Consider the following 22,021-nt stretch of genomic DNA (forward strand, 5'->3'; position numbering starts at 1 on the left):
CTTGAAGAAATGTTTTCTTTTGATCACATGTCTGTTCATGCTCCTTGGGTTACCAGTACAAACATTTGCAACTAGCTCCCATCCTGTATCGTCTTTGTCTAAAACAGCACCTGAAGAATATCCCGTCTTAAAAAAAGCAAAACGACCGGAACAAGTAGGCTTTTCTTCCAGGCAGCTGAGGAAGGTTGATCAAATGATTCAAAATGACATCAAAGAAGGATTTCCAGGAGCAGCTCTCATCATTATCAAGGACGGAAAGATCGTCCATCAAAAAGCCTATGGCTACCGGCAAAAATATGATGGCACAACAGAACTCAAATCGTATAAAAAAATGAAAAAAGATACACTATTCGATTTGGCATCCAATACAAAAATGTATGCGACCAACTATGCCCTGCAAAAGCTTGTCTACGAGAAAAAACTTGATGTCAACGAAAAAATACAGACCATCCTTCCAGATTTTCAGGATGAACCTGATGCAAAGGTAACCGGTAAAGATCAGCTTCGGATAAAGGATCTTCTCACCCATTCTGCCGGTCTCCCTTCCAGTGTCTTATTTTATAGCAAAGAATCAGCTGGCTCTTTTTTCTCTCAAGACAGAAAAACAACGATGAAATGGCTGCCAAAGGTACCGCTGCAATACAAGCCAGGTACCCAGCACATTTATAGTGACATTGATTACATGCTGCTAGGCATGATCATCGAGAAAAAAACAGGCATGCCTCTTGATCAATATGTCGAGTCAACGATTTATCGGCCGCTAGGTCTCAAACATACAATGTTCAATCCGTTGCAAAAAGGGTTCAAGCCGAAACATTTTGCAGCAACCGAACGTTTAGGCAATTCACGAGACGGTGTGATCGATTTTGAAAACATCCGACGGTATACCCTGCTAGGTGAAGTACACGACGAGAAAGCATATTACTCAATGGCTGGCATCTCCGGCCACGCTGGGCTTTTCTCGAACACCTCAGATATGGCCGTGCTGCTTCAGCTGATGCTTAACAAAGGAGGCTATGGAAAAACAACCATCTTTGATCAAGCTTCTATCGATCTCTTTACAGCCTCCTCTGCTACGAACCCAACTTACGGGCTAGGCTGGCGAAAAAACGGTCATACTGACATGGAATGGATGTTTGGAAAATATGCAAGTAACGAAGCCTATGGGCATACTGGCTGGACCGGCACCATGACGTTGATTGATCCTAAACACAATTTAGGTGTCGTGTTGCTGACGAATAAGAAACATTCACCCGTTGTTTCACCAGAAACCAATCCTAATCAATTTGAAGGTGACCTGTTCCCAACTGGTACTTATGGAAGCATCATGACCGCAATCTACGAATCTTTTCAGTAAAAGGAGGAATTCGATGTTGAAAGCTCTCTTCCCCGCTGCACTGGTTTTAGCCCTGCTAACCTCTTCCATTCCAACGGAAAAGGTTAGCTCTGCCTCTCTGCCAACCGCTAAACAAATGGTTCAAGACATGTCACTGGATGAAAAGATAGGTCAAATGCTCATGCCGGACTTTCGCAATTGGCAAACAAAAGATGAATCCGCCCCTACAGGCTTCACAAAAATGAATAACGAAGTATCTCATCTTGTAGAAAAATATCATCTAGGCGGTGTCATCTTATTTGCCGAGAATGTCGTTGATACGAAACAAACCGTGAAACTCACCCATGAATTTCAAAAAGCATCACCAAACATTCCTTTACTCATTTCCATTGATCAAGAAGGCGGAATCGTCACAAGGTTACAAAAGGGAACACATTTCCCAGGAAATATGTCGATTGGTGCCTCTAGAAGCAAAAAAAATGCATATGACACAGGAAAAATCATCGGAAAAGAATTAAACGCCTTAGGCATCAATACAAACTTCTCTCCTGTGCTTGATGTGAATAATAACCCAAACAACCCCGTCATTGGTGTCCGTTCCTTTAGCTCTGATCCTGCTCTTGTCTCTAGACTTGGTCTTCAAACCATGAAAGGACTTCAAAAGGAAAAGACCATTTCCACACTTAAACATTTCCCGGGACATGGTGATACATCCGTCGATAGTCACTACGGCTTGCCGCTTGTAGAGCATGACCTAGATCGTTTAAAAAAGGTTGAGCTGTATCCATTTCAACAAGCGATCAACGCTGGTGCAGATATGGTCATGACCGCTCATGTTCAATTTCCTGCCATTGATGACACAACGTATCGAAGCAAAAAAGATGGCGAGGACATCATGGTTCCAGCAACCTTATCAAAAAAAGTCATCACACACTTATTAAAAGAAGAGATGGGCTTTCAAGGTGTTGTTGTGACAGACGCTCTAAATATGAAAGCGATTGCAGATAATTTCGGACAGGAAGAAGCCGTAGTAATGGCCATTAAGGCAGGTGTCGACATCGCTCTCATGCCAGCACCGGTCACCTCATTAAAAACAGAGAAAAACCTAGAGAATGCATTCAATGCTGTCAAACAAGCGATTTTAAAGAAAGAAATTCCGATGTCGCAGATCAACGAATCTGTCGAAAAAATTCTTCAATTAAAAATCAAACGCGGCATTATTTCCTCGAAAAAACCGATCAGTCTTGAGAAAAAAATCAAAAAAGCCACTCAAGTTGTTGGGAAAAAGTCGCACCTTAAAGCAGAACAAAAAATGGCACGTGAAGGGATCACATTGCTTAAAAACAACAAAAAAACCTTACCTTTCAAGCCTAAAAAGAATGACAAAATCGTGGTCATGGCACCTTACGAAGATCAGACAAAAGCAATGTCTGTCACAGTCGAATCTCTCATGAAACAAAAAAAGATCAAGCCTGTACGCATCCAATCATATGCTTTTGCGGATAAAACGTTCACCAAAGAATCGGCCAAACTAATACAAGAAGCTGACTATGTCATCACGGGCTCTTACGTTGTCCAAAATGATCCAGCTGTGAATGATGGCGTAATTGATGACAATGTCCAGGACCCGAAAAAATGGGCAACCGCCTTCCCTCGTGCTGTCATGAAAGAAGCAGCAGCACAAAACAAAAAAATGGTCATCATGAGTCTTAGAAACCCTTATGATGCGGCAAATTTTGAAGAAGCTGATGCCTTACTAGCTGTGTACGGTTTTAAAGGCTACTCAAACGGACAATTTAATCAGCCAAATATTCCTGCTGGACTAGAAGTGATATTTGGAGCTGCATCACCTAAAGGGAAACTGCCAGTTGATATCCCATCTGTCACTCATCCAAATCAAACCCTTTACCCATTCGGCTATGGACTCAACTTGAAAGGGAAACAGATCAAATAGGAGGGATTCTCTTGAAAAAAACAGCAAGCTTCATACTCGCAAGCATTCTCATGATGAGCACATTGACCGCCGCCTCTCCCGCAGATCAAGAACGAACAGACACAAAAGGAAAAAAAGCAGCAGTCAAAACAGGGATCGAAACACTACTCTCAAGCAATCTTTCATGGCTAAAAGGGAAAAGAGTTGGCCTCATTACCAATCCAACTGGTATTGATGCAAATATGAAAAGCAGTGTCGATCTCCTATTTGAACATCCAAATATCAAGCTAACTGCTTTATATGGACCTGAACACGGCGTGCGCGGCGATGCACAAGCAGGAGAAGGCGTCGAATCCTATACCGATGAAAAAACAGGTCTTCCTGTTTACTCTCTTTATGGAAAAACAAGAAAACCAACTCCTGAAATGCTGAAAAATGTAGATGTCCTGCTGTTTGATATTCAAGACGTTGGTGCTCGTTATTACACCTATATTTACACGATGGCCTACGCGATGGAAGCTGCTAAGGAAAACAACATTCCCTTTGTTGTCCTAGACCGCCCAAATCCCATTGGCGGACTAAAAGTAGAAGGACCTGTATTAGAGCCTGAATACGCCTCTTTTGTAGGGCTCTATCCAATCCCATTAAGACATGGAATGACCACTGGTGAGCTTGCAAACCTGTTTAACAAAGAGTTTCATATCAATGCTGATGTAACAGTCGTCAAAATGAAAAATTGGAAGCGATCCATGACATTCGATGACACGAAGCTGCCGTTCGTCCTTCCTTCCCCTAACATGCCAACAGTGGATAGTACCTTTGTATATCCTGCCACAGGATTAATTGAAGGCACAAATGTCTCTGAAGGCAGAGGAACGACAAAACCATTCGAGCTCATTGGTGCACCATATATCAATAGCAACGAGCTGGCAGATCATTTAAATCAGCTAAAACTAAAAGGCGTTCAATTTAGACCTGTATCATTCACCCCCACATTTTCTAAACATGCCGGTACACTATCTCACGGTGTGCAGTTATACGTCACAGACCGTTTATCCTTCGAAGCGGTGAAAACGGGGTTATCCATCATCAAAGCAATACATGATCTATACCCTAATGACTTTCAGTTCCTTCAAACAGGCAGCTTTGACAAACTCATCGGGAATGGCTGGGTGAAAGAAGAAATCAATAAAGGAACTTCCGTCAAACATATCATGAAACGCTATCATCATGACCTCAAAACATTCGAAAAGAAAAGGAAAAAATATCTCATCTATTAAGGTCACAGAAAAAACCTCCATCTATCAAAAGATGGAGGTTTTTTTCATGAGAAAGATTTGGTCACAGCAGGTGCTTTCAGCTCAAAACGATTGAGTAAGAAACCAAATAAGGCAGCAAGCACTTGCTGAAACAGCATGCCAATCACCACAGGAACAGCGACAGCAGGCGGGAAAAAGCTAATGGCAAGCACAGCCCCCGCACTAATGTTTCTCATACCGCCCGTATACACGATGGCCACAATCTCTCCTTGAGTACATTTCATCGTCTTTCCAATCAACCATGCAAAAGCATATCCGCTCATCGCAATGAGAAACACAGTCGCTGCCTTGCTAAAAAATGCGGCATCCAGTTCACGCAAGTATGGCGCGACAACAGAACTGTTAATCGACACCACTACAAACAAGCCTATTTTTACGAAAGGTGACAGTGTCTGACTGATCATTTTTGTCACAGCAGGCTTTGCATAGTGACGAACGAGCATCCCTAAAATAGATGGAAGCACCACCATCCCAAACAGCCCTTTCATGATCGCCACCATGTCCATATGAACCTGTGTACCGGCCAAAAGTGACAAACTGGCTGGCACTATCAATGGCGAAAGCAATGTATCAATTAAAATAATGGATAACGTTAACCCAACATTCCCTTTATACATTGCCGCCCATATTAAACTAGAGACTCCTGTGGGAATCACCATTGCCAGAGTCAAACCGGTGATCGTCATAGGATCACCCGCAAATATGAGATGTCCCGCTGACCAAGCATAAAGAGGCATCAACACGTGCAAAATCATAAACGATAAAATCAAAGGCAATGGGTGCATCACCGTATGCTTTAAAGCCGAAAATGTAGAAGACAAACTCCCTGCAAAGGTCATAACAGCAAATACCCATGGCACCAAAAACGTAAAATCCTTTAAATAGGCCGCCAATAAAACACCGAGTAACACACTAAAAGGTGTAATAAGCGGCATCATCCGGCCGAGCACTTGATTCAAACGCACAAGCATGCCGGCCACCTCCATCCTTCACTTTCTTATCTTTTCTATTGTAACAGACAGAATGGCCATTTTAAGAAACATTCTATCCATTCTAACTACGTCCACCTTAAACACCATACGCTTGATACTTTTCCTTACGTTCTAATCACTGCCACAGCTGATTCATCCCATATACTCGCTTCAGATAGGATCAATCACAACGGCTTGGAGATCTTTAGTACGCCTGCAATCAATAAAAAAGGACATAAAAAAAAGCCTTCTCATCATCGAGAAACCTTGCCATATCAACATATATAGAGGAAAGCTTCCAAGCGGGCTCGAACCGCTGACCTCTTCCTTACCATGGAAGTGCTCTACCTACTGAGCTATGGAAGCATGGCTCCGCAGGTAGGACTCGAACCTACGACCGATCGGTTAACAGCCGATAGCTCTACCACTGAGCTACTGCGGAATGATAAAGTAACTTCTTCCATTGGAAGGATATAAACAAAAAGCTTGGCGGCGTCCTACTCTCACAGGGGGAAACCCCCAACTACCATCGGCGCTGAAGAGCTTAACTTCCGTGTTCGGTATGGGAACGGGTGTGACCTCTTCGCTATCGCCACCAAACCTGATGGAGAGAATGTTCTCTCAAAACTAGATAACAATGTTCATGCTTCACATTAGAATATAGGTTAAGTCCTCGATCTATTAGTATCTGTCAGCTCCACGTGTCACCACGCTTCCACCTCAGACCTATCAACCTGATCATCTTTCAGGGATCTTACTTCCTTGCGGAATGGGAAATCTCATCTTGAGGGGGGCTTCATGCTTAGATGCTTTCAGCACTTATCCCGTCCGCACATAGCTACCCAGCGATGCCCTTGGCAGAACAACTGGTACACCAGCGGTGCGTCCATCCCGGTCCTCTCGTACTAAGGACAGCTCCTCTCAAATTTCCTGCGCCCGCGACGGATAGGGACCGAACTGTCTCACGACGTTCTGAACCCAGCTCGCGTACCGCTTTAATGGGCGAACAGCCCAACCCTTGGGACCGACTACAGCCCCAGGATGCGATGAGCCGACATCGAGGTGCCAAACCTCCCCGTCGATGTGGACTCTTGGGGGAGATAAGCCTGTTATCCCCGGGGTAGCTTTTATCCGTTGAGCGATGGCCCTTCCATGCGGAACCACCGGATCACTAAGCCCGACTTTCGTCCCTGCTCGACTTGTAGGTCTCGCAGTCAAGCTCCCTTGTGCCTTTACACTCTGCGAATGATTTCCAACCATTCTGAGGGAACCTTTGGGCGCCTCCGTTACATTTTAGGAGGCGACCGCCCCAGTCAAACTGCCCACCTGACACTGTCTCCCTGCCCGATAAGGGCAGCGGGTTAGAAGGTCAATACAGCCAGGGTAGTATCCCACCGATGCCTCCACCGAAGCTAGCGCTCCGGTTTCCAAGGCTCCTACCTATCCTGTACAAGCTGTACCAACATTCAATATCAGGCTGCAGTAAAGCTCCACGGGGTCTTTCCGTCCTGTCGCGGGTAACCTGCATCTTCACAGGTACTATAATTTCACCGAGTCTCTCGTTGAGACAGTGCCCAGATCGTTGCGCCTTTCGTGCGGGTCGGAACTTACCCGACAAGGAATTTCGCTACCTTAGGACCGTTATAGTTACGGCCGCCGTTTACTGGGGCTTCAATTCGCACCTTCGCTTACGCTAAGCGCTCCTCTTAACCTTCCAGCACCGGGCAGGCGTCAGCCCCTATACTTCGCCTTACGGCTTCGCAGAGACCTGTGTTTTTGCTAAACAGTCGCCTGGGCCTATTCACTGCGGCTTCTCGGGGCTTTAACACCCTAAGAAGCACCCCTTCTCCCGAAGTTACGGGGTCATTTTGCCGAGTTCCTTAACGAGAGTTCTCTCGATCACCTTAGGATTCTCTCCTCGCCTACCTGTGTCGGTTTGCGGTACGGGCACCTCTCACCTCGCTAGAGGCTTTTCTTGGCAGTGTGGAATCAGGAACTTCGCTACTAAATTTCGCTCGCCATCACAGCTCAGCCTTTACGGGAAACGGATTTGCCTATTTCCCAGCCTAACTGCTTGGACGCGGATATCCAATACCGCGCTTACCCTATCCTCCTGCGTCCCCCCATTGCTCAAATGGTGAGGAGGTGGTACAGGAATATCAACCTGTTGTCCATCGCCTACGCCTTTCGGCCTCGGCTTAGGTCCCGACTAACCCTGAGCGGACGAGCCTTCCTCAGGAAACCTTAGGCATTCGGTGGACGGGATTCTCACCCGTCTTTCGCTACTCATACCGGCATTCTCACTTCTAAGCGCTCCACCAGTCCTTCCGGTCTGGCTTCACAGCCCTTAGAACGCTCTCCTACCACTGTTCGTAAGAACAGTCCGCAGCTTCGGTGATACGTTTAGCCCCGGTACATTTTCGGCGCAGAGTCACTCGACCAGTGAGCTATTACGCACTCTTTAAATGGTGGCTGCTTCTAAGCCAACATCCTGGTTGTCTAAGCAACTCCACATCCTTTTCCACTTAACGTATACTTTGGGACCTTAGCTGGCGGTCTGGGCTGTTTCCCTTTCGACTACGGATCTTATCACTCGCAGTCTGACTCCCAAGGATAAGTCATCGGCATTCGGAGTTTGACTGAATTCGGTAACCCGGTAGGGGCCCCTAGTCCAATCAGTGCTCTACCTCCGAGACTCTTACCTTGAGGCTAGCCCTAAAGCTATTTCGGAGAGAACCAGCTATCTCCAGGTTCGATTGGCATTTCACCCCTACCCACACCTCATCCCCGCACTTTTCAACGTGCGTGGGTTCGGGCCTCCATTCAGTGTTACCTGAACTTCACCCTGGACATGGGTAGATCACCTGGTTTCGGGTCTACGACCACGTACTCATGCGCCCTATTCAGACTCGCTTTCGCTGCGGCTCCGCATCTTCTGCTTAACCTTGCACGGGATCGTAACTCGCCGGTTCATTCTACAAAAGGCACGCCATCACCCGTTAACGGGCTCTGACTACTTGTAGGCACACGGTTTCAGGATCTATTTCACTCCCCTTCCGGGGTGCTTTTCACCTTTCCCTCACGGTACTGGTTCACTATCGGTCACTAGGGAGTATTTAGCCTTGGGAGATGGTCCTCCCGGATTCCGACGGAATTTCACGTGTTCCGCCGTACTCAGGATCCACTCTGGAGAGAACAATATTTCAGTTACAGGGCTGTTACCTTCTTTGGCGGGCCTTTCCAGACCTCTTCGCTTATATCGTTCCTTTGTAACTCCGTATAGAGTGTCCTACAACCCCAAGAGGCAAGCCTCTTGGTTTGGGCTGTTCCCGTTTCGCTCGCCGCTACTCAGGGAATCGCATTTGCTTTCTCTTCCTCCGGGTACTTAGATGTTTCAGTTCCCCGGGTATGCCTTCTCATACTCTATGTATTCAAGTATGGATACTACTCCATTACGAGCAGTGGGTTTCCCCATTCGGAAATCTCCGGATCAAAGCTTGCTTACAGCTCCCCGAAGCATATCGGTGTTCGTCCCGTCCTTCATCGGCTCCTAGTGCCAAGGCATCCACCGTGCGCCCTTTCTAACTTAACCATTTCTTACTTTAGAAAGAATCACTATGTGTGATGAACTTTGCATTGCATTCAATGTGAATGTATTACTTATTGTTATCTAGTTTTCAAAGAACAATCCTGTCTCGCTAGAGACATGTTTTGAAGGAATGATCCTTCAAAACTAAACAAGACGAAAACGTACGCTGCTCCATATATCCTTAGAAAGGAGGTGATCCAGCCGCACCTTCCGATACGGCTACCTTGTTACGACTTCACCCCAATCATCTGCCCCACCTTCGGCGGCTGGCTCCATAAAGGTTACCTCACCGACTTCGGGTGTTGCAAACTCTCGTGGTGTGACGGGCGGTGTGTACAAGGCCCGGGAACGTATTCACCGCGGCATGCTGATCCGCGATTACTAGCGATTCCAGCTTCACGCAGTCGAGTTGCAGACTGCGATCCGAACTGAGAACAGATTTATGGGATTGGCTAAACCTTGCGGTCTTGCAGCCCTTTGTTCTGTCCATTGTAGCACGTGTGTAGCCCAGGTCATAAGGGGCATGATGATTTGACGTCATCCCCACCTTCCTCCGGTTTGTCACCGGCAGTCACCTTAGAGTGCCCAACTGAATGCTGGCAACTAAGATCAAGGGTTGCGCTCGTTGCGGGACTTAACCCAACATCTCACGACACGAGCTGACGACAACCATGCACCACCTGTCACTCTGTCCCCGAAGGGAAAGCCCTATCTCTAGGGTTGTCAGAGGATGTCAAGACCTGGTAAGGTTCTTCGCGTTGCTTCGAATTAAACCACATGCTCCACCGCTTGTGCGGGCCCCCGTCAATTCCTTTGAGTTTCAGTCTTGCGACCGTACTCCCCAGGCGGAGTGCTTAATGCGTTAGCTGCAGCACTAAGGGGCGGAAACCCCCTAACACTTAGCACTCATCGTTTACGGCGTGGACTACCAGGGTATCTAATCCTGTTCGCTCCCCACGCTTTCGCTCCTCAGCGTCAGTTACAGACCAGAGAGTCGCCTTCGCCACTGGTGTTCCTCCACATCTCTACGCATTTCACCGCTACACGTGGAATTCCACTCTCCTCTTCTGCACTCAAGTTTCCCAGTTTCCAATGACCCTCCCCGGTTGAGCCGGGGGCTTTCACATCAGACTTAAGAAACCGCCTGCGAGCCCTTTACGCCCAATAATTCCGGACAACGCTTGCCACCTACGTATTACCGCGGCTGCTGGCACGTAGTTAGCCGTGGCTTTCTGGTTAGGTACCGTCAAGGTGCGAGCAGTTACTCTCACACTTGTTCTTCCCTAACAACAGAGCTTTACGATCCGAAAACCTTCATCACTCACGCGGCGTTGCTCCGTCAGACTTTCGTCCATTGCGGAAGATTCCCTACTGCTGCCTCCCGTAGGAGTCTGGGCCGTGTCTCAGTCCCAGTGTGGCCGATCACCCTCTCAGGTCGGCTACGCATCGTCGCCTTGGTGAGCCATTACCCCACCAACTAGCTAATGCGCCGCGGGTCCATCTGTAAGTGACAGCCGAAACCGTCTTTCATCCTTGAACCATGCGGTTCAAGGAACTATCCGGTATTAGCTCCGGTTTCCCGGAGTTATCCCAGTCTTACAGGCAGGTTACCCACGTGTTACTCACCCGTCCGCCGCTAACATCCGGGAGCAAGCTCCCTTCTGTCCGCTCGACTTGCATGTATTAGGCACGCCGCCAGCGTTCGTCCTGAGCCAGGATCAAACTCTCCGAAAAAGTACAAAACCGAAGTTTTGTTTTTCGTCAGCGTTTGACTGACTACCTATGAAGTATCATAGGATTTTTTTATAAAAACTCGAATTAACAGGTACGTTTTGTCTTGTTTAGTTTTCAAAGATCATCTTCGCCGTTCTTAGCGGCTTTAATAATATAACATTTCGCTTCATCTTATGTCAACAACTTTTTTCAAGTTTATTTCCCGAAGCGTTTTTGTGTTTGTCACTGTGTGTCAGCGACGATTAATAATATATCACGAAAACATTCTATCGGTCAACGCCTTTTCAAAACTTTTTTTGAAATAGTTTTATTAAGCATCTTAAACCCTTGTCCTGCATACAATCAAGTAACAATCTTGGACAAGGCAGGAGTGTTTGAATTGAGTCGATTATATGTGTTGCCTATTAAACGGCTGAAGCAAGTTGTCATTATTCTTGTAGCAGCCCTTGCAGCTGCAACCTTTTTTTATGTACAAAAGGCACCGCCGCTGTCGGTATTTAAAACTGAACATGGACCCCGAGCCATTTATAAAGGTGAGACTTCATCAAAACATGTCTCTCTCACTTTTAATATTGGCTGGGGGGATGAGAAGGCTGTTCCTATTTTAAATGTCCTTCGAGAGTACGGTATAAAGAACGCCACTTTCTTTCTGTCCGCTTCTTGGGCCGAGCGTCATCCTGATATCGTGAAACAAATTAGGGAGGACGGCCATCAAATTGGAAGCCTCGGCTATGCTTATAAAAATTATAGCCAGCTTGAAGATAGTGAAATCAAGCAAGATCTTGTCCGTGCACAAAATACATTTCAAAAGCTTGGACTCGATGACATTCAACTATTAAGACCGCCAACTGGACAGTTTAACGAAACAGCACTGAAAATTGCCACACAGTACGGTTATACCGTTGTTCATTACAGCATCAATTCACAGGATTGGCTGAATCCGGGTGTCGGCCAGATTGTTCAAAATGTAAATGATCGAATGAAAAGCGGAGACATTGTACTCCTTCACGCCTCAGATTCAGCAACGCAAACCGCTCAAGCCTTACCCGCTATTTTGAAACAAATAAAAGAAAAGAATTTAAAAAATGTGACAGTTGGCGAGCTGATCTCCAATACGAAAACAAAGTCATCAGAAGTTAAGTAGCTTTCGCTTTTGAAAACCGCGGCATAGCTAACAGCTGAAACGCATTACAGCCTAATAGCGGGAATAGCATTAAATACAGCCAGTCCTCTTCATTGACTCTAAGCGCCGGGAACCATTCTAACGACGTAATGACGACCATGAGAAACATTGCAGAAACAAATGTTTTCTTAGAGGACTGCTGCTGTTTAAAGTAAGACACGATCAATGCAAACACACCGATAAAAACAGGCAGCCACAAGTATGGAAGAAATGAATCATTCTCCCCGAAAAACAAAAATCGCAAGTAAGCTAAATCAAACAGCACAAAAATCACAAGAAACAGCTGAATGGTATTCCATAAAGAATGAGACCGGAAAATCTCTAACGCAAACCGGTGCACCGTCAAAAAGACAACAAATCCCATTTGGCTAATTACACTAAAGATCATCCCTACACCAATGAACCAAAACAACACAGATGCGATCTCTAGAATTTCAAACGATATAAAAAGCTTCTGATACTTCCCCCACTCCAGCGCAAAGCCTACCACGCTTGTAATGACCGCTCCAACAGCTAGCACAGAGAAGAAAAAACGAACTAAATCCCGACTTTTCATTGAATTGATCCAACCCCTATTTTTGTTATGTATAAATTTACGTGAAACATTCATATTAAAAGTAAGACATGTAACGAAAGGAGCCACAGTATGTCAAAAGGCATCTTGCGTATAATGAGCTGTTTTCTTCTTTTATCTCTAACAGCTTGTGCTCCCAAAACCCAATCCTCATCTAATATGGACTATGACGAAACAAAAAAAATGGTCGTCGATATATTAAAGACAGATGACGGTAAAAAGGCCATTCAACAGTTATTAAATGACGAGGCAATGAATGAAGCTTTGGTAATGGATGAACAAACTGTGAAAAAAACCATAGAGAAAACACTGACTTCTGATAAAGGCAAAGAGTTCTGGAAGAAGGTCTTTGAGGATTCTAAATTTGCCGAGACTTTCGCAAAATCCATGCAGCAACAGCATGAAAGAATGTTAAAACAATTAATGAAGGATCCTGACTATCAACAGCTGATGATGGATATTCTCAAAGATCCTGAGATGGAAAAGAAATACGGTGAACTGGTAAAAAGTAAAGAGTTTAGAAAGCACTTAGAAAAAGTCATTACGGAAACATTGAGCAGCCCTCTTTATAAGAAGAAATTCGAAGATGAGCTCAAAAAGGCAGCATCTGAGAGCGGCAGTGATTCCGGCTCGCAAGGAAGCGAAGGAAGCGACAGTTAAACATCACCCGAGTGGCGTTCATCCACTCGGGCTTTCATTATGCTTTCACTGCTAATTGTTCAATGACTTTATTCGCAATGTGTTGATACACTTCTCCTGTCGGGTGACTCGCATCATAGACAGAAGGTGCGAAATCATCCTCATTCCAATCAGGCTGTCTTAAAGGAATTTGGCCAAGGACTGATACACGCAGCTCTTCAGCCAGCTTGTCCCCGCCGCCTTTTCCAAAGACGTATTCCTTTTCACCTGTTTTTTTGCTTTCATAATAGCTCATATTCTCAACGACACCGAGCACTTCATGATCTGTTTGCAGTGCCATTGCGCCTGCTCTTGCTGCAACGAAGGCAGCCGTTGGATGCGGTGTAGTGACAATGATTTCTTTACAGCTAGGCAGCATTGTATGAATATCAAGCGCCACATCTCCCGTTCCAGGCGGAAGGTCTAATAGTAAGTAATCTAATTCTCCCCACTCAACTTCGTGGAAGAAGTTATTTAACATTTTTCCAAGCATCGGTCCTCTCCAAATAACCGGTGCATTTTCTTCAACAAAAAAGCCCATTGAAATCACTTTGACACCAAAGCGTTCCACAGGAATAATTTTTTCCCCTTTAACTGTTGGTCTGACAGTGATTCCCATCATATCCGGTACGCTAAAGCCATAAATATCAGCATCAATCAGCCCGACTTTTTTCCCTAGACGAGCCAGCGCTACAGCAAGGTTAACAGAAACAGTCGATTTACCAACGCCGCCCTTTCCACTCGCAATCGCTAAGAACTCGGGAGGATTTTTAGAGTTAAGCAAGGTTTCTTCCTCATCTTGTGATGGCATAAACTTTTCAAGTGTTTCCTGAGGCAGTTCCTCAAAACGAAGTCCTACTGTATTAGCGCCTGCTGCTTTCAAGGCTTGTACGATGTCTTGCTGCAGCTTCATCTGCTCAGCAGTGCCTGTTTTGGCAATGGCCACCTTTAGGCTCACGTGCTCTTTCTCAGGCTTTAGGCTGATTTCCTTGATGGCATCCAGCTCACCAAGCGGTATATGAAGGAAAGGTTCGTCCATCTTCCCAACTAGTTTTCTCACATCATCTTGTCCGATCATAGCAGAACCTCACCCTTTATTGAATTCGTTTACAATCCAAGTATATCATACATATCCTTACAATGTCTGTCCTGTTTGCCTGCGATTAAAAGGAAAAAGCCCCTTATTCAGGCGGCTCTTTTTGCTCTGTTAAATATCTTAAAATCCCTTTATAAATAGAGGCAGCAATTTGATCCTGATATTTAGGTGTTGCCAGCTGGCCAGCCTCTTTCGGGTTGGAGAGAAATCCAATTTCCACAAGAGCCCCTGGCTTTGTGACATTTTGCATTAAATAAATGCCGTTGATCCGCTTCGCCTTTCGATCTGTGTTTTCAAGATTTCTGCGTAATTCATCCTGAATGAACTTCGCTGCCTTTTCATTCTCTTCATACTTTCCATAAAAAAACGTCTGCGCCCCGCTCCATTTGTTCGATGGTATCGCATTTAAATGAATGCTTAAATAGAGATCCGCTTCAGACTCATTGATGACTTTTACGCGGTTCCTTAAATCCTCCGCTTTCTTTCGGGCATATCCCCTTGTATTCTTTGATGATAAATCAGAATCATCCTCTCGGGTCATGAGAACAAGTGCTCCCTGCTCCTGCAAATAGTCACGTATCTTCATGGATACATCCAGTGCAATCTCTTTCTCAAGCAGCTCTCCCCCCACAGCCCCGCCATCTGGACCGCCGTGACCCGGATCTAAATAGATGATCTTTCCGCTTAGAGGCAAATTCCACGATTTCCATGAATCATCATTTAGAAATTGAAACCTGAATAAGAATAAGAGGACAATAAATCCAATTAAAAACCCTGTCCACTTCAGCTTTCTTTTCATCCCTGTCCCTCCCATACACCATTATTTTATAGATATGGGACAAGGGCTGGAAATATGCTTAGTGCAGCCGAAGCTTGTGTCTTTTTTCTGATTCACGAAAGCCTTCCTGCCACCACATGCTTAAAAAATCTCTCGCAAATGGATATAAACATGACATCTTCCGCTCCATACGGAACATATTCCCCCACGATTGCAAACACCCTGCGAGCTCTTCAATCAGCTCAGCTTCCTCCTGGGAGGATCGCTTCTTGATATCGTCAAACGATTCTCCGTATTTACTTGACTCACCGTATCTTCCGCCAGCTAAAAAAGCTTCAATGGCGAAATCGATGCAACCATCACTCATAATACCTGCTGGATCATCTGCAAATGGAAACAGCTTCTTCGTGAATTTCTCGGAAGCGGCCGTTACTTGTTGAAGAGACAATGTACGCAAAAGCTTCTTTTCAAGCGTGACATCTCGTTTTGTTTTCAGTTGATAAAATGAAAGCACTTCTGCCATGGACTGAACTCCTTTTTTCTTTGTATTGTTCGTTGGTTTGAACAAAACATGCAGTTCAGTAAATGGAAATGACGGCCTGTGAACGATCGGAATGGAAAATTGTGATAAAATAGACATTTACATATAGAAAGAATGATAAAGGGGCAAAATCAATGAAGAAATGGATGTATATCCTGCTGCTATTAACAGTCGTCTTATCTGCATGCAGCAGTCAAGCCACAGAGAAAAAGAGCGATATAAATGGAATAGAAGACATATCCTTAAAACAATTTTCAAAACACAAAAACACGTATCTCGGTGACAATTCAGCCATTCGTGAAATCTTATTAGATCTGCCTGGAGGCGTAATTCGTGAATTTGAAATCATCGTTGGAAAAGCTTTAGACGTCACGTATGGGGTAAAAGAAAATGACGGCTATACAGAAGAACAGTTTGACGCCTTCTGGTTTGATCAAAAGGACACGATCGAAAAAACGTATTTATACAACGCAATCGCACTTTTTATTCTTGTCGATAACGTAGAGCAAGTGACACTTAACATGAGCTCTAAAGACGAGCCGTCCATCACGTTTAAAAGAAAACAGCTAGAAAAAAAGCTCCCTCACCCTTTTAAAAAGTACAAAGACGATACAGCCCTTTGGTAAAAGGAGCTGGTTGATGGAGTTGTGAAGTCAAACGAGAAACGCCAAGATGTATACAAAGCGTTTCCCATGGAGAAACAATAAAACAGAGGGGAGTCTCCCTCTGTTTTTTTTTGATGATTATTTAGTAAAAGCCTGAATCAATCGTTGGCGAAAGTTTTGATCCACTGCTGCAGTAAGCATAAATTCGTTGAATACTTCCCCAATCCAGTGAGAATTGTTCGCTTTCGGATCATTGATAAAAAGAGAGATGGAGATAGAGGATGTATCTGTTCTTCGATATAAAGCACCTGTGAAAACAAACAATGTTGCTCCGCCTTTATACCAAAAATATTGATCTGTCTCCTTTTTCAATGTTTCTCCCAGTACGATTTGGCTAAAAAGACTCTTCTCTTCTGTTGTTAACAGCTCGTCATGCAGACGTTTCATCAATTTTGCATATTGATTGGTTGTAGACTTTGTCAACTTTTGCGTCAGTAATGATTGAATACGCCAGCCTAATAAGTTCTTTTTTTTCATTTTTTCTTCTAACGCCTTTTTATGCTCTGGGTCATTTTTCATAATATTAAAAATCTCATTCATTAGAGATTTGTATTGTTCTTCGGATACGCCGCTCATTTTCTTGAATGCATCCCGCCGATGATCAGATACATAAGCGGACCACAAAATCATTGGCGTCAGCGGCATGAGTTCATCATGTTCTGTAAGACCTGCTTGTTTCATCTGATCATTGATCTTTTCTAAGCCCAGCCGGTCAATCAAATAATCCGTACAAGCATTCGAACTGAATTGCATCATCCCTTTGGCAATATCTAATAAAGTCGCATGCTCAGAAAAATCATTGACCTCCAGCCAGTACGTGTGCGCACCACCGTCTGTTCTATCAATATAAAACCGCTCTAAATCAGACAATGCCACTTTTTCATCTAGCTTGATGGTGCCTCTCGATACAGCTTTAACGAAATGAAATAAAACCACTAATTTCACCGTACTTGCAAGTGGTGTTTTTTGATCAGCATTCCATTCTAACACCACATCATCATTTTCAATGATTGTCACTGAAACGTCCTTTTTGTTTTTTGCGACAAATGTCAAAAGATCTTCCTTCGTTTTCTTCATATCTCTTTTATACAGCAAGACTTGAACCACCACGTAAAGTATGACTACACCTATGACAACTAGACCGATTATGAGTAACATGTTTCTCCTTTCCAAATAACAGAGGATTTACATATTAAATATAGCAAATATTTCTAATAAAGGCTCAAAACAGGCAGAGGTTCGTGAATCCTCCGCTTCTTGATGTCCTTATTCATGGGGCAAATGCAGCTTCATTCCTTCATGAGTGGCTTCAAACCCTAATTTCTCATAAAAATGTCGTGCTTCTGGCCTCTGTTTATCTGTTGTCAGCTGAATCATATGACAGCCGCGGTCGCTTGCGCGTTGAATGGCCCACTTTATAAGCAGCGAGCCGACTCCTTTTCCTCTATGAGTCGAAGCCGTGCGTACTCCTTCGATGGATGCTCTCCATCCTCCTTGATGCGTAAGAAATGGCGTCATCGTTAACTGAAGAACACCAACTGCTTCTTCCTGGTCACACGCAACAATGAGTTCAATATTTGGATCAGCATCGATTGAATGAAAGGCTTTAATATAGCTTTCTAATAATGGGCGAGTGTAACGCTCTCTCTTTTGACCTAACTTATCATCTGAAAGCATGAAGATGATTTGGTCGAGGTCTTCTAGCACAGCTTCTCTAAATGTCAATTGATTTAAATTCAATGAAAGCACCTCCTATGATGGACGGAAACTATCTTCACTTACCAAAATGCCAAATGCAACCGTTCTTCTATAAAATTTGATCAGCTGCTTTTTTAACCACATAACTAGGCGGCGGTGTGTACCCTTGGGGAAATCAATGATAAGAAAATGTGCATCAAAGATCCTCCCTCTTCTGCTTATTTGACCTGATTATATCAACATCGAAAGCGAAGGGATATTTGGAATGGCGAATTACTTCATATCATGAAGACTTATCATGCCTTCTTCACGAACCATTCCTCTTGTAAGATGGCATAGTAAAACTCATCCCACCACTCATTTCCTTGTGGTATACATTTTTTAAAATACCCCTCTCTCCTCATCCCCATTTTCTCCATCACTCTCCACGATGGCACATTTTCAGGCTGACAAGTGGCGATAATCCGATGTAAGTTTAGCGTGTGAAAACCATGATGCAGAACAGCATAAGCCGCTTCTGATGCATATCCCTTGTTTTGATAGGCAGGATTGAAAACCCAGCCAATCTCATAAGTGTGCTCACCAAAGTAAGGATGAAACACGATATGCCCGATACATGTATGATCTTCTTTTAAAAGGACAGCAACATACTTAGCATCTTCATGACGATTATTTTTGACAAATTCCTTCGCATCTTCTTTAGAAAATACATCTTCCGGAATATACTTCATCACCGTCTCATTAGATGTATATGCATAGACATCCTGCCAATCATCCTCAGCAAATGATCGAATGATACACCTTTCTGTTGTTAGATTCATAGGACACCCTCCATAGACTTCGTTTTTTAAATAGAAACCTTGCTATGATGCTATTTTATATGTTTCCAAACAGAAAAAAACACAAATAAAAAAAGCACCAGCAGGAGAGACTGACACCCATTTTTGAGATAGGGGTCAAAACACCTTTATAAAATAGCTGTTACCAAAACTCTTTTGGTAACTGGTTGTTTAATCTCAATTGAACTTCCTCTTCTTTTATGCCAATTGAATAACTAACTCTTTTTCCATACAAAAAACACCTCCAAATTGTTTTCAGGTATGCTATACCCAATTTTCAACTTAAAGGTGTTTTTATTTATCTCATTTTATAGGGTCAGACTCGTTGCCCTCTGTTTTTTATCACTTTTAGACTAATTAATAATATTTTATTGAATTACTAGCAATTTATTGTATTGGTTTGTAAATCAATTTTTACTTATCTATTCGATCTAAACCACTTGTATTCATACCCAACTTGTTTAGAATACTTACTATCTTTATATACATACATATCGATAATTGTATATTTATAATTTTTATCATACGCTACATATTGAGTTGTCGAGTAATATCGTGTTGGCTTTTGCTTGAAAAATGTAGAGAAGAAGGCACTAGCAGCGATACCAGCATATTTATTATATAAAGAAGGAAGGCCAACAAGAATTCTGGCAGTCAATTCTGATGCCTTATCTATATTTTTAGAACTCCCTCTAAAGTGATCAACAACTTTCCACTTAGTGGAAGGTGGTATAGATTGGGCTCTAACTTTGCCTTTAGCATATAGAACAGAAGTACTAGGGGCTTTTGAAGCTTTATTTAGTTCAGTTTTAACAAGACTCGGCGCAAATGATTGTGTTTTTGTAGTCGCATCAGCCGAATAAGGAATGATAGATAGTGATAATATTGAAGTGATAATAATAGGTATTAAATACTTTTTCATACTTTAGTTCCCCTTCATGATCAATTTTTTATCATGCGATTAATTGCAAGTATAATTATACCAATAATTTGATATCTTTTCAATTTAGTTTACACAACTTTAACATATTTGGAGGTCTATATGAGAAAAAACAAGTTATTGATTTTTGCGAATATTATTTTTAGCTTGGTCATACTTTCTCTTTTTGCATGGATATTGTCCCCTGAATCAATGAAAGAAGTTATCAAAATTATAAGTTTTGCGCTATTAACATGTAGCTTTATTATTATTGGTTTTTTAGAACGGACAAAAATAATTTTCATCATTATACTTGCTCTATCTTGGATAGTTATAGTGCTAGAATTATTTAATTTCAAATAAAAAACTCCAAGTTTTCCACTTGGAGTTTTTTGTAAAACAATTAACGTTTTGAGAACTGAGGAGCTCTACGTGCGCCTTTAAGACCGTATTTCTTACGCTCTTTCATACGAGGGTCACGAGTAAGAAGTCCAGCACGTTTAAGTGGTGTACGGTACTCAGGATCTACTTCTAGAAGAGCACGAGAGATACCGTGACGAATTGCTCCAGCTTGACCAGAGAATCCACCACCGTGAACAGTTACAAGAACATCGTAGCTGTTAGCTGTTTCTGTGATGTTCAAAGGCTGTTTCACGTCTTCGATTAAAGCAGCGAATGGAATGTATTCAGTAATTTCACGATTATTAACGACGATACGGCCTTCACCTGGAACTAAGCGAACGCGCGCTACAGAACTTTTACGACGACCTGTACCGTAATATTGAACCTGTGCCAAATTGTTAACCTCCCTTATAATTAACCGCGAAGTTCGTAAACTTCAGGTTGTTGTGCTTGATGTGGATGCTCAGAACCACGGTACACATTTAATTTTTTGAACATTTGACGACCTAGTGGACCCTTTGGAAGCATACCTTTGATAGCAAGCTCCAACATTTTTTCAGGGTAGTTTGTACGCATCTCAAGAGCAGTTCTTTGTTTCAAACCACCTGGGTGCATCGTGTGACGGTAGTAAATTTTGTCCGTCAATTTCTTACCAGTTAATTCGATTTTCTCAGCATTGATGATGATCACATGATCACCTGTATCAACGTGTGGTGTATAAGTTGGTTTGTGCTTACCGCGCAAAAGTGATGCTACTTCAGTAGAAAGACGACCTAGAGTCTTGCCTGCCGCATCAACAACTAGCCATTTGCGCTCAATTGTGCTTGCGTTCGCCATTGGTGTTGTACGCATGAGTTTCCCTCCTAAATAAATCAATGAATTTTCCTTGAATCAAATGCTACGTTCTATTTCAAAACACAGAATAAGTCTTCCGGGGCTTATTTGTGGGGTTGAAATACATACCATATGATATCTTATAACTTTCTGCTTCCTGTGTCAAGAACATGTTACACCTGGTTTAGTTGTCATAGAAAACTTCCCATAAATACAGTCCGTGACTTGGCGCAGTCTTGCCTGCCGCTTCGCGATTTCGGGCGGCAAGCATGGCTTTTATCTCCTCAGGGTGAAATTTACCAGAACCAATTTCAAGTAACGTCCCAGCGATAATCCGCACCATGTTGTATAAAAAACCATTCCCTCTCACACGCATTTCAAGCCCGTCTGAGACGTTTTTCCACTCGAGGGCATAAATATCCCTCACCTTGTCCTGAACCTCTGTATTGGCTGCACAAAAGCTTGTAAAGTCATGTGTCCCAATCAGGTGCTCAGCAGCTTTTCTCATTTTATCGATATCCAGCCGGTAAGGATAGTGGCAGGCATACTGTCTCGTGAACACATTTTGGTGTGTTTCCGTTGAGACCTTATAACGGTACTCCTTCGAAACAACACCAAATCTGGCATGAAACGAGTCATCGACCTCCTCAGCCTTTAGAACACGGATATCATCCGGCAGCAAGCTGTTGAGGGCAAATGGCCATCTCTCCATCGGGATCGAGAGCGGGGTGTCAAAATGGATGACCTGTCCCTTTGCATGGACACCGCTGTCTGTCCGGCCGGAAGCCACAATCGGAATCAGTTCATCCTGCTTGTGCATTCTTGCAAGGGCAGACTCTATCTCCGTCTGAACGGTTCGCTGCCCTGGCTGCACCTGATAGCCTTTAAAATGTGTCCCGTCGTAGGATACGGTACATTTAACCTTCATCTAG

The 22,021-nt window shown here is 43.6% G+C and carries 18 protein-coding genes, 2 tRNA genes and 3 rRNA genes; 6 read left to right on the forward strand and 17 right to left on the reverse strand.

The genetic code is table 11. The features are described 5' to 3' along the window. Position 1: 1 nt before the first annotated feature. The 3 genes from pbp4b to JVX94_RS13680 are packed head-to-tail and all read left to right on the forward strand — an operon-like array spanning position 2 to position 4,549. The gene (gene pbp4b, locus JVX94_RS13670) at positions 2 to 1,357 is read left to right on the forward strand and encodes a penicillin binding protein PBP4B (protein WP_205183521.1); all 1,356 of its coding nucleotides are present in this window, start codon (positions 2 to 4) and stop codon (positions 1,355 to 1,357) included. Positions 1,358 to 1,370: 13 nt separating this feature from the next. Continuing rightward, positions 1,371 to 3,290 carry a glycoside hydrolase family 3 protein gene (locus tag JVX94_RS13675; protein WP_205183523.1) on the forward strand — a complete coding sequence of 640 codons (1,920 nt, stop codon included), beginning with the start codon at positions 1,371 to 1,373 and terminating at the stop codon, positions 3,288 to 3,290. A gap of 50 nt (positions 3,291 to 3,340) precedes the next feature. Then, entirely contained in the window at positions 3,341 to 4,549 is a 1,209-nt protein-coding gene (locus JVX94_RS13680) for an exo-beta-N-acetylmuramidase NamZ family protein (protein ID WP_481748194.1), read from the forward strand. A 44-nt stretch (positions 4,550 to 4,593) separates the two neighbouring features. Here JVX94_RS13680 and JVX94_RS13685 read toward each other — a convergent pair whose 3' ends face one another. From JVX94_RS13685 to JVX94_RS13710, 6 genes are all read right to left on the reverse strand, one after another. Further along, positions 4,594 to 5,559 carry a bile acid:sodium symporter family protein gene (locus tag JVX94_RS13685; RefSeq protein ID WP_240193766.1) on the reverse strand — a complete coding sequence of 322 codons (966 nt, stop codon included), beginning with the start codon at positions 5,557 to 5,559 and terminating at the stop codon, positions 4,594 to 4,596. A 293-nt stretch (positions 5,560 to 5,852) separates the two neighbouring features. Continuing rightward, a tRNA-Thr gene (locus JVX94_RS13690) sits at positions 5,853 to 5,925 on the reverse strand. 1 nt (position 5,926) lies between these two features. Beyond that, a tRNA-Asn gene (locus tag JVX94_RS13695) sits at positions 5,927 to 6,001 on the reverse strand. A gap of 42 nt (positions 6,002 to 6,043) precedes the next feature. Then, positions 6,044 to 6,159 (reverse strand): 5S ribosomal RNA (rrf, locus tag JVX94_RS13700). Positions 6,160 to 6,220: 61 nt separating this feature from the next. Further along, a 23S ribosomal RNA gene (locus tag JVX94_RS13705) occupies positions 6,221 to 9,151 on the reverse strand. A 182-nt stretch (positions 9,152 to 9,333) separates the two neighbouring features. Then, a 16S ribosomal RNA gene (locus tag JVX94_RS13710) occupies positions 9,334 to 10,882 on the reverse strand. Together the 16S, 23S and 5S rRNA genes with 2 tRNA genes alongside form the textbook arrangement of a ribosomal RNA operon. A 379-nt stretch (positions 10,883 to 11,261) precedes the next feature. Between JVX94_RS13710 and pdaB the strand changes: the two genes are divergently transcribed. Beyond that, a complete protein-coding gene (gene pdaB, locus JVX94_RS13715; protein ID WP_144486209.1) occupies positions 11,262 to 12,026 on the forward strand; it encodes a polysaccharide deacetylase family sporulation protein PdaB in 765 nt (254 codons plus the stop codon). On the opposite strand, the gene JVX94_RS13720 is transcribed toward pdaB, so the two are convergent. Continuing rightward, a complete protein-coding gene (locus JVX94_RS13720) occupies positions 12,019 to 12,621 on the reverse strand; it encodes a KinB-signaling pathway activation protein (RefSeq protein ID WP_203129136.1) in 603 nt (200 codons plus the stop codon). The two genes, pdaB and JVX94_RS13720, sit on opposite strands and share 8 nt — an antisense overlap. Before the next feature lie 90 nt (positions 12,622 to 12,711). On the opposite strand from JVX94_RS13720, the gene gerD reads away from it, so the two are divergent. After that, positions 12,712 to 13,299, forward strand: coding sequence for a spore germination lipoprotein GerD (gerD, locus tag JVX94_RS13725; protein ID WP_087975190.1), 588 nt, complete (start codon positions 12,712 to 12,714; stop codon positions 13,297 to 13,299). 37 nt (positions 13,300 to 13,336) lie between these two features. On the opposite strand, the gene JVX94_RS13730 is transcribed toward gerD, so the two are convergent. The 3 genes from JVX94_RS13730 to JVX94_RS13740 all read right to left on the reverse strand — a co-directional run bounded on the left by JVX94_RS13730 (position 13,337) and on the right by JVX94_RS13740 (position 15,714). Next, positions 13,337 to 14,395: an Mrp/NBP35 family ATP-binding protein gene (locus JVX94_RS13730; RefSeq protein ID WP_024425873.1), complete on the reverse strand. Its 1,059-nt coding sequence runs from the start codon at positions 14,393 to 14,395 to the stop codon at positions 13,337 to 13,339. A gap of 103 nt (positions 14,396 to 14,498) precedes the next feature. Further along, positions 14,499 to 15,212: an N-acetylmuramoyl-L-alanine amidase CwlD gene (gene cwlD / locus JVX94_RS13735; RefSeq protein WP_034283867.1), complete on the reverse strand. Its 714-nt coding sequence runs from the start codon at positions 15,210 to 15,212 to the stop codon at positions 14,499 to 14,501. Positions 15,213 to 15,270: 58 nt separating this feature from the next. Then, a complete protein-coding gene (locus tag JVX94_RS13740; protein WP_095407561.1) occupies positions 15,271 to 15,714 on the reverse strand; it encodes a DUF2521 family protein in 444 nt (147 codons plus the stop codon). Between the two features lie 152 nt (positions 15,715 to 15,866). On the opposite strand from JVX94_RS13740, the gene JVX94_RS13745 reads away from it, so the two are divergent. Continuing rightward, positions 15,867 to 16,358 carry a DUF4825 domain-containing protein gene (locus JVX94_RS13745; RefSeq protein ID WP_240193767.1) on the forward strand — a complete coding sequence of 164 codons (492 nt, stop codon included), beginning with the start codon at positions 15,867 to 15,869 and terminating at the stop codon, positions 16,356 to 16,358. Positions 16,359 to 16,475: 117 nt separating this feature from the next. On the opposite strand, the gene JVX94_RS13750 is transcribed toward JVX94_RS13745, so the two are convergent. From JVX94_RS13750 to truA, 7 genes are all read right to left on the reverse strand, one after another. Beyond that, positions 16,476 to 17,555, reverse strand: a complete 1,080-nt coding sequence (locus JVX94_RS13750) for a serine hydrolase (protein ID WP_240193768.1) — start codon at positions 17,553 to 17,555, stop codon at positions 16,476 to 16,478. A 108-nt stretch (positions 17,556 to 17,663) separates the two neighbouring features. Next, positions 17,664 to 18,137: a GNAT family N-acetyltransferase gene (locus JVX94_RS13755; RefSeq protein ID WP_338017885.1), complete on the reverse strand. Its 474-nt coding sequence runs from the start codon at positions 18,135 to 18,137 to the stop codon at positions 17,664 to 17,666. A gap of 254 nt (positions 18,138 to 18,391) precedes the next feature. Further along, on the reverse strand, positions 18,392 to 18,916 hold the full coding sequence (locus tag JVX94_RS13760; RefSeq protein ID WP_144473090.1) for a GNAT family N-acetyltransferase: 525 nt from the start codon (positions 18,914 to 18,916) through the stop codon (positions 18,392 to 18,394). Positions 18,917 to 19,352: 436 nt separating this feature from the next. After that, entirely contained in the window at positions 19,353 to 19,856 is a 504-nt protein-coding gene (locus tag JVX94_RS13765; protein ID WP_073978991.1) for a hypothetical protein, read from the reverse strand. A 400-nt stretch (positions 19,857 to 20,256) separates the two neighbouring features. Beyond that, the gene (rpsI, locus tag JVX94_RS13770) at positions 20,257 to 20,649 is read right to left on the reverse strand and encodes a 30S ribosomal protein S9 (protein WP_095407558.1); all 393 of its coding nucleotides are present in this window, start codon (positions 20,647 to 20,649) and stop codon (positions 20,257 to 20,259) included. Between the two features lie 20 nt (positions 20,650 to 20,669). After that, the gene (gene rplM, locus JVX94_RS13775; RefSeq protein WP_003217042.1) at positions 20,670 to 21,107 is read right to left on the reverse strand and encodes a 50S ribosomal protein L13; all 438 of its coding nucleotides are present in this window, start codon (positions 21,105 to 21,107) and stop codon (positions 20,670 to 20,672) included. Between the two features lie 166 nt (positions 21,108 to 21,273). After that, positions 21,274 to 22,017, reverse strand: coding sequence for a tRNA pseudouridine(38-40) synthase TruA (truA, locus tag JVX94_RS13780; protein WP_075621303.1), 744 nt, complete (start codon positions 22,015 to 22,017; stop codon positions 21,274 to 21,276). Positions 22,018 to 22,021 lie beyond the last annotated feature (4 nt).

The organism is Bacillus sp. PDNC022 (genome assembly GCF_016919285.1).
In the GTDB taxonomy this organism is placed as follows: domain Bacteria; phylum Bacillota; class Bacilli; order Bacillales; family Bacillaceae; genus Bacillus; species Bacillus safensis.

Bases quoted from the DNA above. Each gene is read 5' to 3' on its own strand.
- JVX94_RS13680 (WP_481748194.1), top strand. From the start codon at position 3,341: ATGATGAGCACATTGACCGCCGCCTCTCCCGCAGATCAAGAACGAACA.
- JVX94_RS13745 (WP_240193767.1), top strand. From the start codon at position 15,867: ATGAAGAAATGGATGTATATCCTGCTGCTATTAACAGTCGTCTTATCT.
- JVX94_RS13750 (WP_240193768.1), bottom strand. From the start codon at position 17,555: ATGTTACTCATAATCGGTCTAGTTGTCATAGGTGTAGTCATACTTTAC.
- cwlD (WP_034283867.1), bottom strand. From the start codon at position 15,212: ATGAAAAGAAAGCTGAAGTGGACAGGGTTTTTAATTGGATTTATTGTC.
- JVX94_RS13685 (WP_240193766.1), bottom strand. From the start codon at position 5,559: ATGCTTGTGCGTTTGAATCAAGTGCTCGGCCGGATGATGCCGCTTATT.
- JVX94_RS13740 (WP_095407561.1), bottom strand. From the start codon at position 15,714: ATGGCAGAAGTGCTTTCATTTTATCAACTGAAAACAAAACGAGATGTC.
- JVX94_RS13760 (WP_144473090.1), bottom strand. From the start codon at position 18,916: ATGAATCTAACAACAGAAAGGTGTATCATTCGATCATTTGCTGAGGAT.
- JVX94_RS13675 (WP_205183523.1), top strand. From the start codon at position 1,371: ATGTTGAAAGCTCTCTTCCCCGCTGCACTGGTTTTAGCCCTGCTAACC.
- gerD (WP_087975190.1), top strand. From the start codon at position 12,712: ATGTCAAAAGGCATCTTGCGTATAATGAGCTGTTTTCTTCTTTTATCT.
- JVX94_RS13730 (WP_024425873.1), bottom strand. From the start codon at position 14,395: ATGATCGGACAAGATGATGTGAGAAAACTAGTTGGGAAGATGGACGAA.
- JVX94_RS13765 (WP_073978991.1), bottom strand. From the start codon at position 19,856: ATGAAAAAGTATTTAATACCTATTATTATCACTTCAATATTATCACTA.
- rplM (WP_003217042.1), bottom strand. From the start codon at position 21,107: ATGCGTACAACACCAATGGCGAACGCAAGCACAATTGAGCGCAAATGG.
- truA (WP_075621303.1), bottom strand. From the start codon at position 22,017: ATGAAGGTTAAATGTACCGTATCCTACGACGGGACACATTTTAAAGGC.
- JVX94_RS13720 (WP_203129136.1), bottom strand. From the start codon at position 12,621: ATGAAAAGTCGGGATTTAGTTCGTTTTTTCTTCTCTGTGCTAGCTGTT.